This window comes from Achromobacter sp. UMC71 (assembly GCF_014170305.1).
In the GTDB taxonomy this organism is placed as follows: domain Bacteria; phylum Pseudomonadota; class Gammaproteobacteria; order Burkholderiales; family Burkholderiaceae_B; genus Achromobacter.
In genome coordinates this window covers 115949-128084 of the sequence record NZ_LZZT01000006.1, presented here as the reverse complement: position 1 = coordinate 128084, position 12136 = coordinate 115949, and the positions used below count along the sequence as shown (strand labels likewise).

Genomic DNA, 12136 nt, shown 5'->3' with positions numbered 1-12136 from the left:
CTACACGCATCACTTCTTCAGCGTTGCGAACTGCGCCAACGTGACCTGGTCGGGACGGCCCTGGTAGCGAATGTCGTTCTTCATGGCCCAGACCGACAGCTCGAAGTGCACCGGCAGCATCGCGAAGTCGTCCATGGCGATATTGCTGGCCTTGGACAACAGCTCGGCGCGCTTGGCGTCATCCATGGTGGACGAGGCTTCCTTCACCAGCTCGTCCATCTTGGGGTTCGAATAGCGGCTGCGGTTGGTGGTGCCCAGGCCCGCCTCGGGGTTGCGCGTCACCAGCAGCGATGTCAGGGCGTTGGACATCTCGCCACTGGTCACCGACCAGCCCGCCAGATACGCCGAGAACGCATAGCTGTCGCGGTTCTTGAAGAACACCGGAGGCGCCATCGCGTCCACACTGGTCTTCACGCCGATGCGAGTCCACATCGACGCGATGGCCTGCGCCACCTTGGAATCATTGACGTAGCGGCCCGACGGCGAACCCAGCGTGATCGAGAAGCCATTGGGATAGCCGGCATCCTTCAACAACGCCTTGGCCTTTTCCACATCGGCCTTGGGCGCCTTGGAATGTTCCTTGCTCGACCCGAACATGGGGTAGGGCAGCAGGTTGCCGGCCGGCAGGGCCACGCCCCCCATCACGCGTTCCACCAGCGCGTCGCGGTTGATCGCCAGCGACAGCGCCTCGCGCACACGCTTGTCCTTCATCGGGTTCTTGTCGGTCCCTTGAATGCCGGGCGACGGCTCGGCGTACTGGTCCAGCGCCACGTACACCACACGCACCGACGGCGTCTCTTCGACGTACAGCTTCTTGTCGCCCTTCAGCTTGGGCAGATCATCGGTCGGGGGATCCTCGATCATGTCGACGTCACCGGCCAGCAGCGCCGCCACGCGCGCAGCGGCGTTGCTGATCGGGCGGTAGATCACCTTGTCCCAGGTCGGCTTCTTGCCCCAGTAGTTTTCATTGCGCGCCAGCACGAATTCCGCGCCGCGCTTCCACGACACGAACTTGTACGGGCCGGTGCCCACCAGGCCGTCGCCGCTGTTCAATTCCGTGGTCGTCTTGCCTTCGGCCGCGGGGCCGGACGCGGCCTTCTTGGACATGATCGGCAACTGCGCCAGGTTCACCAGCAGATTGGGGGCAACCTCTTTGGTGGTGATGCGCAACGTCATCGGGTCCACCGCTTCGGTCTTGGCGACCGAGCCCAGGTACAGCGTGAACGGCGACGGGCTGTTCGGCACCTTCGGCACGCGGTCATACGTGAACACCACGTCTTCGGCGGTGAAGGGCGATCCGTCGGAGAACTTCACGCCGGGACGCAGCTTGAACGTCCACACCTTGCCATCCACCGTCCACGATTCGGCCAACGCCGGTTCGGGCTTGAGCTGCGCATCGGTGGCGACCAGCGTATCGAAGATGGTCTGGGAGATCTGCGTGTTCGGCGTCAGCGCGTGGTACTGCGGATCCATCGACGACGGTTCGGTTTTCAGGGCGATAACCAGGTCGCGCGCCAGCGCTGAACTGAAGGTGCCGAAGGCCAGCATTACCGCGGCCGAACCACAGGCCAACACACGTGAAAACCGAGATGCCATCGTGATCTCCCAGAGTTGTTATGGGTTTTGAACCTCGGGGCCACATTAACCAGCAAACAAGCCGCCGCGCAACAGTTATATTCCCCTATTGTTCTCGCATAGCCTTGTCCCTGATATGTCTGTCCACGCCCCCATCGCCGCCATTGCAACTGCCCCAGGAAGAGGCGGCATCGGCGTCGTGCGCGTTTCTGGTGCGGACCTGTCCGAATTGGTGCGCCGCCTGTTCCAGCGCGACCTCACACCGCGCCACGCGCACTACCTGCCGTTCAAATCCCTGGACGGCGAATTGCTGGATGAAGGCATCGCGCTGTACTTTCGCGCACCGCATTCCTATACCGGTGAAGACGTGCTGGAACTGCAGGGCCACGGTGGCCCGGCCGTGCTGCGCCGCGTGCTGGAAAGCTGCCTGGCCGCGGGCCGCGACCTGGGCGCCAGACTGGCCGAACCCGGAGAGTTCACGCGTCGCGCATTCCTGAACGACCGCATGGATCTGGCCCAGGCCGAAGCCGTCGCCGATCTGATCGAAGCCTCCTCGGTAGCCGCCGCGCGCGGCGCCATGGCGTCGCTGTCCGGTGAATTCTCGGCGCATGTCAATGACCTGTCCGACCGCATCATCCACCTGCGTATGCTGGTCGAAGCCACGCTCGATTTTCCCGAAGAGGAAATCGACTTCCTTGAGAAATACCAAGCCCGTCCCACGCTGGAAAAGCTGGCGGCAGACCTGAACCGCCTCATTGCCCAGGCGCGCCAGGGCGTCATCCTGCGCGAAGGCCTGCACGTCGTGCTGGCGGGCCAGCCCAACGTCGGCAAGTCCAGCCTGCTCAACGCCCTGGCCGGTGACGACATCGCCATCGTCACGCCCATTGCCGGCACCACGCGCGACAAAGTGGTGCAGCAGATCCATATCGACGGCGTGCCGCTGCACATCGTCGACACCGCCGGCCTGCGCGAAACGGACGACACCGTCGAAAGCATTGGCATCGCCCGCACGTGGCAGGAAATCGAACGCGCCGACGTCATCCTGCACCTGCAGGACGCCACCGCCCCCGGCGACGAGCTCGACGCGCAGATCACCGCGCGCCTGCCGCCGCGCACGCCGGTCCTGAAGGTTTTCAACAAGGTCGACCTGTTATCGACGGCCTTTACCGCCGGCCCCGGCGAACTCGGCATCTCCGCCAAACGCGGCGCCGGCCTGGACGCGTTGCGGGCCGAGCTGCTGCAGATCGCCGGCTGGAACCCCGGCGCCGAATCCCCCTGGCTGGCCCGCGAACGTCACCTGCACGCGCTGCAGGACGCCGCCGAACACCTGGAGCTGGCCGCGGAACACGCGGAACAGGATGATCGCGTGCTGGACCTGTTCGCCGAGGAATTGCGGCTGGCGCATGACAGCCTGTCGAGCATCACCGGCAAGTTCACCAGCGATGATCTGCTAGGGGAGATCTTCTCGAGTTTCTGCATCGGGAAGTAGCGCGCAAAGCCCTGCCGGCTATTCCTGCAACGGCCTGGCCGTCAGCACCCGCAGTTCGTCCAGCAGCTTCACCGCCGGCCCGGGCAGCAAACCCTGGCTGCGCCGAAACGCCGTAAGCGTGCGCGTGTCGGCGGTGCCGGGGATATCCAGTCTGCCGATCAAGCCGGCACGCCGTTCCGCGTCGAACATCGGCTCGGGCATCCACCCCAGAAAGTCCGAGTGCGCGATCAGACTCTTGAGTACCGTGATCGAGCGTGTTTCGACCACGACATTCGGCAACGGCAGCCCATGGCCGGAGAAGACCCTCGTCATGTGATTGAAGGGCCCGGTGCCCTTGGGCAGGATGGCCCATTTGTGATCCAGCGTGTCGGCCAGCGTCAGCGCGCCACGCGTGCGCAGCGGGTGGTTCACGCCAGCCACAACATGGCTGACGTCTTCCCAGCGGCAATCGGGCACGGCCACGATGTCGTCGCTGTCTTCGCCCAGCACGCCCAGCGCCAGATCGATCTCGCGCGATATCAGCGCCCCGGCCAGGCGGTCCCACACGCCTTCGATCACCTCCACCCGCAGGTTCGGCCACTTCCGGCAGGCGCGGTCGATGGCAAGCGGCAGCAGCAGGCAGGCAATGCTGCCCACCGCACCAACGCGGATGGTGCCCTTGGCCAGGCCCAGCATGGCGTGGATTTCTTCTTTCGCGGCCTGGGCCTCGCGTTGCAGCAACCGCGCGTGCGGAAGCAAGGCCAGTCCGATATCGGTCAGCTGCATGCCTTTGGAGTGACGCTCGAATAGCGGCGCGCCGACCTGTTCTTCCAGGCGCCGCACGATGCGGCTCAGCGCGGGCTGCGTCACGTTGAGCTGGTCCGCGGCCCGGCCCAGGCTTCCGGCCGACGCGATGGCATTGAATGCCGCGAGATGCTGAAGATCGAAAGTCATACCAAAGCGTAATGACTTTTTGCAGATATATCAATTCTCAAGAATGGCGCGCGCCGAGACACTAACCCCCGTCTTCCCTTTCAGCCCATGCCGGCTCGCCAGCCGACCGTCCCCTTCCGAAAACCATGATCGAAACCCTTGATCCCCAGACCACGCCCACGGCTTGCGACGCCGATGCAGTGACCTTCACGGTGCGCGACGTCGTCTTCGATCTGATGCGCCGGTTCAACCTGACCTCGGTGTTCGCCAACCCCGGCTCGACCGAACTACCGATGTTTCGCGATTTTCCGGCGCAATTCCGTTATGTGCTGGGTCTGCAGGAAGCCACGGTGGTCGGCATGGCCGATGGCTACGCCCAGGCCACCCGCAATGCGGCGCTGGTGAATCTGCACTCGGCGGCAGGGGTGGGCAACGCCATGGGCAATATATTCACCGCGCACAAGAACCGCACGCCGCTCGTCATCGTGGCGGGCCAACAGGCTCGCGCCATTCTGCCGTTCGAGCCGTTCCTGTGCTCCAGCCAGGCCACCGAACTGCCCAGGCCCTACGTGAAATGGAGCATCGAGCCTGCCCGAGCGCAGGACGTGCCGCTGGCCATCGCTCGCGCGTACTACATCGCCATGATGCCCCCGCGCGGGCCGGTGCTGGTATCGGTGCCGGTGGACGACTGGGATCAGCCGGCGGAGCCGGTGGCGCCACGGCTGGTCAGCGACGCGATTCGAGCCCAGCCATCGGTCCTGGACAAGATAGGCGCCATGCTCGATGCGAGCGAGCGCCCGGCCATCGTCGTCGGCGCGGCCGTGGATCGCGACGACGCCTGGGACGACATCGTGGCGCTGGCGCAGACCCACAACGCCCGCGTCTGGGCGGCCCCGATGTCGGGGCGTTGCAGCTTTCCCGAGGACCATCGCCTGTTCGCGGGCTTTCTGCCCGCCATGCGTGAAAAGATCGTCAGCCTGCTGGCGGGCCACGATGTCATTCTGGTCGCCGGCGCGCCCGCGTTTGCTTACCACGTAGAAGGCGCGGGTCCGCATATTCCCGAAGGCGCGGCATTGTGCCAGCTGACCGAAGACCCCGACACCGCGGCCTGGACCCCGGTAGGCACCACCGCCGTGGGTAGCCTGCGCTTGAGCTTGCGCGACCTGCTGGCCAGGCCAGCCCCCGCGCCCCGGCCTTTGCCGGCGCCACGGCCTTCCAGGCCAGCGGTGGCGCCGGCCACGCCCATGACCACGGCGTTCGTGCTTCAAACCCTGGCCGACGTGCGCGGCCCCGACGACATTGTTGTGGAAGAGGCGCCCAGCGCTCGCCCCGTCATGCAGACGCACTTGCCGCACGTCCGGCCGGAAACGTTCTACACCATGGATAGCGGCGGCCTGGGCTACGGCATGCCGGCGGCGGTAGGCGTCGCGTTGGGCAAACCGGGAAAACGGGTGGTCGCGCTGATCGGAGACGGCTCCAGCATGTACTCGCTGCAGGCGCTCTGGTCGGCCCGGCAGCACAACCTGCCCATCACCTTTCTAATTCTCAACAACGGCCGCTACGCGGCCCTGCAGGACTTTGCACCGGTGTTCGGCTTCTCGACCGGCGACGTGGTCGAGGGCACGGAACTGCCAGGCCTGGACTTTCCGGCCCTGGCCGCGGGGATGGGATGCAAGGGCATGCGCATCGACGATCCGGCTCGATTGCGCGGCGCGTTGACCGAAGCGTTGGCCGGCGGCGAACCTGTGCTGATCGAGGTGCCCGTGGTCTGACACGTACCGCCAGAACAAGGGCGCCCCATCGAGGCACGCCCGCCATCAAAAAAGGAGACAACCCCATGCAAGTATTCATGCTGATCAACGGCGAAAAGTCGCAAACGGCCAACGGCGCCCATTTCGAACGCCGCAATCCGCTCGACGGCAGCATCGCCTCCCGCGTCCCCGCGGCAAGCCCCGAGGATGCCATCGCGGCTGTCGACGCCGCAGCCGAGGCATTCAAGACCTGGTCCAGGACCGGTCCGGGCGAACGCCGCGCGCTGCTGCTCAAGGCCGCGCAAACACTGGCCGCCAAGTCCGCTGACCTGGCAGCGGCGATGGCCGCGGAAACGGGCGCATCCGCGGGCTGGTCCGCCTTCAACGTGCAATTGGGCGTCAACACGCTGCTCGAAGCCGCATCGCTGACCACCCGGATCAGCGGCGAGGTCATCGCCTCGGACGTGCCGGGCAGCCTTGCCATGGCCCTGCGCCAGCCTGCGGGCGTGGTGCTGGGCATCGCCCCCTGGAATGCGCCCGTCATCCTGGCGGTGCGTGCGATCGCCACGCCGCTGGCCTGCGGCAATACGGTGGTGCTCAAGGGTAGCGAAACCTGCCCTGCTACCCAGGGACTGGTCATCGATGCGCTGCACGAGGCCGGCCTGCCCAGGGGAGTCGTGAACTTCATCACGCACGCGCCGGCTGATGCCGCCACGGTGGTGCAAGCCATGGTCGCGCATCCCGCCGTGCGCCGGGTCAATTTCACCGGCTCGACCCAGGTCGGTAAACGCATAGCCGCCACTTGCGCCCGATACCTCAAGCCCGTGGTGCTGGAACTGGGCGGCAAGGCGCCTTTCATCGTGCTGGATGACGCCGACCTGGACGCGGCGGTCAACGCGGCAGTGTTCGGCGCGTTCGCCAACAGCGGGCAGATCTGCATGTCGACCGAGCGCGTGATCGTCGACACGCGCATCGCCGACGCCTTCGTCGCGCGGCTGGCGGCGCGTGCGGCGTCCTTGTCGCTGGGCGATCCGCGCGAGGGCGACGTCGTGCTGGGTTCCGTCGTGGACATGAGCACGGTGCAGCGCTGCAACGCGCTGATCGACGACGCGCTGCAGCGAGGCGCCAAACTGGTCGCGGGCGGCAAGGCCGACAGCACCCTGATGCCCGCAACCTTGTTGGACCACGTCACGGCCGACATGCGCATCTATCACGAGGAAGCCTTCGGACCGGTCAAGGGAATCGTCCGGGTCGACGGCATCGAAGCGGCCATCGCCTGCGCCAATGACAACGAATACGGTCTTTCCGCGGCGGTATTCGGCCGCGACGTGGGGCGTGCGATCGAAGTCGCCAAGCGGATCGAGTCGGGTATCTGCCATGTCAATGCGCCGACCGTGCATGACGAGCCCCAGATGCCGTTTGGCGGCCTCAAGCACAGCGGCATCGGCCACTTCGGGGGCCAGGCGGGCATCGACGCCTTCACCGACCTGCGCTGGATCTCGGTGCAGACCACGCCGCGCGGCTATCCCTTCTAATTCCGCTTACCGAGACAACGCAATGCAAACTCAGGTGGTGATCATCGGCGCAGGCCCCGCAGGCCTGACCCTGTCGCACATGCTGCATCAGCATGACATCGAATCCATCGTGCTGGAGACACGCGCGCGCGATGCCGTGGAAGCCACGATCAGAGCAGGTGTGCTCGAACAAGGAACCATCGATCTCCTGACGGAAATCGGCGTTGGCGAACGCATGCAGCGCGAAGGACTGCGGCATGCCGGCACCGTGCTGCGCTATGACGGCCGTGACCATCGGATCGACTTTGCCGGCCTCACCGGCGGCAAGACCGTCATGGTGTATCCCCAGCACGAGGTGTTGAAGGACCTGGTGGCCGCACGGTTGAGCACAGGCGGCGATATCCGCTTCAACGTCTCGGGTGTAAGCGTGCACGATATCGACTCGGGCACGCCTCACGTGCGATACCGCGACCGCGACGGCAACGCGCAAGTCATCCACGCCGATTTCATCGCGGGATGCGACGGTTCCCAGGGTGTTTGCCGGCCCGCCGTGCTGGCAAGCCACCCGACGTTCCACGAACACGTCTATCCCTATGCATGGCTTGGCATCCTGTGCCATGCGCCGCCATCCTCCGACGAGCTCATCTACGCGCACGGCGGCAACGGCTTCGCATTGGTCAGCACACGTTCGCCGCAGGTGCAACGGATGTACCTGCAATGTGATCCCCACGACAAGACTGATAACTGGTCCGACGACCGCATCTGGGGCGAACTGCGCACCCGCCTGCGCACCCACGATGGCTGGGCGCCGAAGGAGGGCGAGATCTTCAGCAAGACAGTCGTGGGCATGCGCAGCTTCGTGATCGATTCGATGCAGTCCGGGCGCTTGTATCTGGCGGGAGATTCGGCGCACATCGTTCCCCCCACGGGCGCCAAGGGCCTGAATCTTGCAATATCGGACGTCAGCATCCTGGCGCGCGCCTTCGTGCAGCTATACAAGGACAACACCCGCACCCTGCTCGACGGCTACAGTGCCACGGCGCTGGCCCGGGTATGGCGGGCGCAACGCTTTTCGTGGTGGATGACGTCCTTGCTGCATGCCGCGCCAGGCGCCGGCGAATTCCAGAAACGACTGCAATACGCGGAACTGGATTATCTGGCCAGATCCCGGTCCGCGCGTACCGTATTGGCTGAAAACTACGTTGGCCTGCCCATGGATTTTCCCGTGAACTAGCGCCGTTATTTTCCACCGCAGCACATCGTCGCAGGGCCCGCAGCAAAGTAGAGCGCCCGCGACCGGAGACAACAATGACATCACCTTCTTCCCTCCCATCGGCAGAGCAAGCCATGGCGGTCCCGCCCTTCGGCGCATCCGTGCAAGGCGATCCCGTTGCGCCAGAACGTCCGGCCGCGGGCACCGCCGATATCGGCAAAATGCTCGACGACGGCCCCTACACAAGCATGCAGAAGTTCGTCGTGCTGCTTGCTGCCTTGTCGATCGTGATGGACGGCTTTGACGGCCAGCTCATCGGCTTTGCCATCCCGATGATGATCAAGGAATGGGGCATCACGCGCGAAGCGTTCGCCCCCGCTGTCGCCGCGGGATTGATCGGCATGGGCATCGGCAGCGCCTTCGCGGGCTTGTTCGCCGATCGTTTCGGCCGGAGGATGGCGGTGATATGCAGCGTGCTGGTGTTCGGCACCGCGACTTGCGCGATCGGACTGGCGCCGGACGCAATGACTGTTGCCGTGCTGCGGTTCATCGCGGGGCTCGGCATCGGGGGGGCATTGCCGAGTTCCACCACGATGACCGCCGAATTCACGCCGGCGCGCCGGCGCACGCTGGCCGTGACCGCCACAATTGTCTGCGTACCCTTGGGCGGCATGCTGGCGGGTCTTTTCGCCGGCCAGGTGCTGCCCGCGTATGGCTGGCGCGCGCTGTTCTTCATGGGCGGCGCGCTGGCCATCGCCTTGGGCATTCTGCTGCTGATCGTGTTGCCCGAATCACCTCGCTATCTGTCGCGTCATCCGCGCCGCTGGGACGAGTTGACCAGGCTGCTGGGCAGAATGGGACGTCCCATGACCGATGGCGTGCGCTATACCGATGTGCGCGAGCAAGCCAGCGAAAAACAAAACGGTTTCCGCGCCCTGTTCGCCGCCGGCTTCGGACGCGACACCATCGCCATCTGGGTCGCATTCTTCATGTGCCTGACGGCCGTCTACAGCGCATTCAGCTGGTTGCCGACCATGCTGGCATCCGAAGGCTTGCCGCTGGGAATCGCCGGCTCGGGCCTGACCGCCTACAACCTGGGCGGCGTCATCGGCGCGTTGGCATGCGCGGTCGCCATGACGCGTTGGGGTTCGCTCTGGCCGCTGGCTATCTGCTGCCTGGGGGCGGCCTTCAGCGCATTCGCCATGCTGCGGGTCGAGGCGACGCAAAGCAGCAGCCTGCTGATTTTCGGCTTCGGCGTGCATGGCCTGTTCGTCAATGCCGTGCAGTCCACCATGTACGCGCTGTGCGCCTTCATTTATCCCACCAGTGTGCGGGCGACGGGCACGGCATCCGCGCTGGCTTTTGGCCGCTTGGGCGCGATCCTGAGCGCGTTCGTGGGTGCGACGGTCATTACCCGCGGGGGCGCCCAGGGCTATCTGACGCTGCTGGGTTCCGTCATGGTGGTCGCACTGATCGCCTTGCTGCTGGTGCGGCGGCACATTCCTGCACAAAAGGAGCACGCATGAACATCGCGATTCTCGGTGCCGGCGCCATGGGCTCGTTATTCGGCGGCCTGTTGGCCGAAGCAGGTCAGGACGTCATCCTGCTGGACATCAACGACGCGCATCTGAACGCCATCCGCGAACATGGCCTGGGCGTGCACACCGACAGCGGCGACCGCAGGATCAGGCAGTTGACGGCCATTCGCCCCGAGCAGGCCGACAAGTCTCCCGATCTGCTGATCGTGTTCACCAAGACCTTGCACACGGAAGCGGCGCTGGCGGGCGTACGCAGGCTGCTCTCGCCTGAGACCCTGGTGCTGACCCTGCAGAATGGACTAGGCAACATCGAGGCCGTCAGCCGCCATGTGCGGCAGAACCGCATCCTGATCGGAATGACCACCTGGCCCGCCGATCTTGTCGGCCCCGGCCAGGTGCATTCGCACGGAAAGGGCCTGGTTCGCATCATGCCGGTCGAAATACAGCAGCAGAAAGCTGCGGCGCGGGTGGCAGAGATACTGAATCTGGCAGGCTTGCGATGCGAGGTCGACCCGCAGGCCTGGGCCGCCATCTGGGAGAAGGTGGCGTTCAATGCCGCCTTGAACAGCCTTTGCGCCGTCACCGGCTGCACGGTGGGGCAATTGAACGCGATCCCCGACGGCCCGGCATTGGCGCGGGCGGTGGTGGCCGAAGTCATCGCAACCGCGCAGTCAGCCGGCGTCAACGCCGACACAGCGCATTGCATGGCAAGCGTCGCCGATGCGCTGGCCAAACACAAGACGCACAAGCCATCCATGCTGCAGGATGTGCTCGCAGGCCGCCAGACCGAGATCGAATCCATCAACGGCGAAGTGGTGGCCCGTGCACACCGGGCAGGAATAGCGGTACCGCATACCGAAATGCTACTGGGACTGGTGCGGCTGATCCAGGCGCGCAAGGCGGAAGATGCATGACATTGTTCGAATCCTTTCTGTCGCATCCGTCTTGTCGCGAGTGCTTTTCCGACCGCCGGGTACTGGCCGCCATGCTGCGCGTGGAATCCGCGTTGGCGGCGGCCCAGGCCGAACATGGCCTGATTCCCGCCGATGCCGCCCGAATCATCGCCGCGCATTGCGATGTCGACCGCTACGACGTGGCTGCAATCCTTGCCCATGAGGCCGGCGCCGGCAGCGTTGTGATTCCGCTGATACAGGCATTGAAGCGGGCCGTGCACGCGCAGAGCGAAACCGCCTCCGCGTTCACGCATACGGCCAGCACCAGCCAGGATATCGCCGACACCGCGCTTGCGTTGGTGACCCGCGATGCGCTGGCGCTGGTCGCCGCGGACCTGCGCCGGGCGGTCTACGCCGGCCTGGCACTGGCCCACAAGCATGCGCGGGATCCCGTGCTGGCGCGCACGCTGATGCAGCCCGCGTCAGTTACCAGCTTCGGCTTCAAATGCCTGGGCTGGATCGCGCCATTGGTGCGCGCGCATTTGCGCATGCACGACACGGCCGGGCAAGCCCTGCAACTGCAGCTTGGGGGCGCTGTCGGCGCCTTGGCGCAGATGGGCGGCAAAGGTCCGGCGGTCGCCGCAAGCATGGCGCGTTCGCTGGGTCTGCGTAACCCGGACATTTCCTGGCACACCCAGCGCGACGCCTGGGTCAGCCTGGGCTGCGAGCTGGGCGTCTTGGCCGGCAGCCTCGGCAAGATCGGCCGCGACGTGTCACTGGCGGGACAGTTCGAACTCGGCGAGGTCTTCGAGCCGTCGGCGCCCGGCCGTGGCGGCTCGTCCGCCATGCCGCACAAGCGCAATCCCGTGTCCTGCCTGACCGCGATCTCGGCGGCGACGCGCGCCCCCCAGCAGGTCGCCAGCCTGTTGGCCGCCATGCAGCAGGAAAACGAGCGCGCGTTGGGGCTATGGCAGGCCGAGCAGGCCGCATGGCCAGAGCTGGTCATGACTGTGCACGGCAGTCTGGCCGCCATGGCCGATGCGCTGGAAGGGCTGGTCGTCGACACCGCCCGCATGCGCCAGAACATCCAGCGGCTGGCCGATGCGGTGCCCTCCGATGTGGCCGGCCAATGGTTCCGCGCCGAATTGGCGGATGACATCGCCACCACCACGCGACGCCAGGCCGAAAAACTGCGGCGTGAATTCGACAGTGTCGATGCAGGCTGACTGTCATCCGGCACTTATCCACAGG

General features: G+C 65.5%; 9 protein-coding genes. 7 read left to right on the top strand and 2 right to left on the bottom strand.

Annotated elements, in window-relative coordinates; genetic code table 11:
• Nucleotides 1–9: 9 nt before the first annotated feature.
• Nucleotides 10–1596, bottom strand: a complete 1587-nt coding sequence (locus A9974_RS02250; RefSeq protein WP_183002524.1) for an ABC transporter substrate-binding protein — start codon at nt 1594–1596, stop codon at nt 10–12.
• Nucleotides 1597–1711: 115 nt separating this feature from the next.
• Between A9974_RS02250 and mnmE the strand changes: the two genes are divergently transcribed.
• Nucleotides 1712–3064: a tRNA uridine-5-carboxymethylaminomethyl(34) synthesis GTPase MnmE gene (gene mnmE, locus A9974_RS02245; RefSeq protein WP_183002523.1), complete on the top strand. Its 1353-nt coding sequence runs from the start codon at nt 1712–1714 to the stop codon at nt 3062–3064.
• An 18-nt stretch (nt 3065–3082) separates the two neighbouring features.
• Here mnmE and A9974_RS02240 read toward each other — a convergent pair whose 3' ends face one another.
• Complete coding sequence (locus tag A9974_RS02240; protein WP_183002522.1) at nt 3083–3997, bottom strand: LysR family transcriptional regulator; 915 nt, start codon at nt 3995–3997, stop codon at nt 3083–3085.
• 125 nt (nt 3998–4122) lie between these two features.
• On the opposite strand from A9974_RS02240, the gene mdlC reads away from it, so the two are divergent.
• From mdlC to A9974_RS02210, 6 genes are all read left to right on the top strand, one after another.
• Nucleotides 4123–5748 carry a benzoylformate decarboxylase gene (gene mdlC, locus A9974_RS02235; protein WP_183002521.1) on the top strand — a complete coding sequence of 542 codons (1626 nt, stop codon included), beginning with the start codon at nt 4123–4125 and terminating at the stop codon, nt 5746–5748.
• Nucleotides 5749–5813: 65 nt separating this feature from the next.
• On the top strand, nt 5814–7262 hold the full coding sequence (locus A9974_RS02230) for an aldehyde dehydrogenase (protein WP_183002520.1): 1449 nt from the start codon (nt 5814–5816) through the stop codon (nt 7260–7262).
• A 22-nt stretch (nt 7263–7284) separates the two neighbouring features.
• Complete coding sequence (locus tag A9974_RS02225) at nt 7285–8475, top strand: 4-hydroxybenzoate 3-monooxygenase (RefSeq protein WP_183002519.1); 1191 nt, start codon at nt 7285–7287, stop codon at nt 8473–8475.
• Nucleotides 8476–8588: 113 nt separating this feature from the next.
• Nucleotides 8589–9980 (top strand): aromatic acid/H+ symport family MFS transporter, encoded by a 1392-nt coding sequence (locus A9974_RS02220; RefSeq protein ID WP_183002518.1) that lies wholly within the window; start codon nt 8589–8591, stop codon nt 9978–9980.
• Complete coding sequence (locus tag A9974_RS02215; protein ID WP_183002517.1) at nt 9977–10906, top strand: ketopantoate reductase family protein; 930 nt, start codon at nt 9977–9979, stop codon at nt 10904–10906. Before A9974_RS02220 ends, A9974_RS02215 begins: the two co-directional genes overlap by 4 nt.
• A complete protein-coding gene (locus A9974_RS02210; RefSeq protein ID WP_183002516.1) occupies nt 10903–12111 on the top strand; it encodes a lyase family protein in 1209 nt (402 codons plus the stop codon). Before A9974_RS02215 ends, A9974_RS02210 begins: the two co-directional genes overlap by 4 nt.
• Nucleotides 12112–12136 lie beyond the last annotated feature (25 nt).

What these genes read in the sequence shown, in the direction of transcription:
- A9974_RS02250 (WP_183002524.1), bottom strand. Translation starts at nt 1,596, where the DNA reads ATGGCATCTCGGTTTTCACGTGTGTTGGCCTGTGGTTCGGCCGCGGTA.
- mnmE (WP_183002523.1), top strand. Translation starts at nt 1,712, where the DNA reads ATGTCTGTCCACGCCCCCATCGCCGCCATTGCAACTGCCCCAGGAAGA.
- A9974_RS02240 (WP_183002522.1), bottom strand. Translation starts at nt 3,997, where the DNA reads ATGACTTTCGATCTTCAGCATCTCGCGGCATTCAATGCCATCGCGTCG.
- mdlC (WP_183002521.1), top strand. Translation starts at nt 4,123, where the DNA reads ATGATCGAAACCCTTGATCCCCAGACCACGCCCACGGCTTGCGACGCC.
- A9974_RS02230 (WP_183002520.1), top strand. Translation starts at nt 5,814, where the DNA reads ATGCAAGTATTCATGCTGATCAACGGCGAAAAGTCGCAAACGGCCAAC.
- A9974_RS02225 (WP_183002519.1), top strand. Translation starts at nt 7,285, where the DNA reads ATGCAAACTCAGGTGGTGATCATCGGCGCAGGCCCCGCAGGCCTGACC.
- A9974_RS02220 (WP_183002518.1), top strand. Translation starts at nt 8,589, where the DNA reads ATGGCGGTCCCGCCCTTCGGCGCATCCGTGCAAGGCGATCCCGTTGCG.
- A9974_RS02215 (WP_183002517.1), top strand. Translation starts at nt 9,977, where the DNA reads ATGAACATCGCGATTCTCGGTGCCGGCGCCATGGGCTCGTTATTCGGC.
- A9974_RS02210 (WP_183002516.1), top strand. Translation starts at nt 10,903, where the DNA reads ATGACATTGTTCGAATCCTTTCTGTCGCATCCGTCTTGTCGCGAGTGC.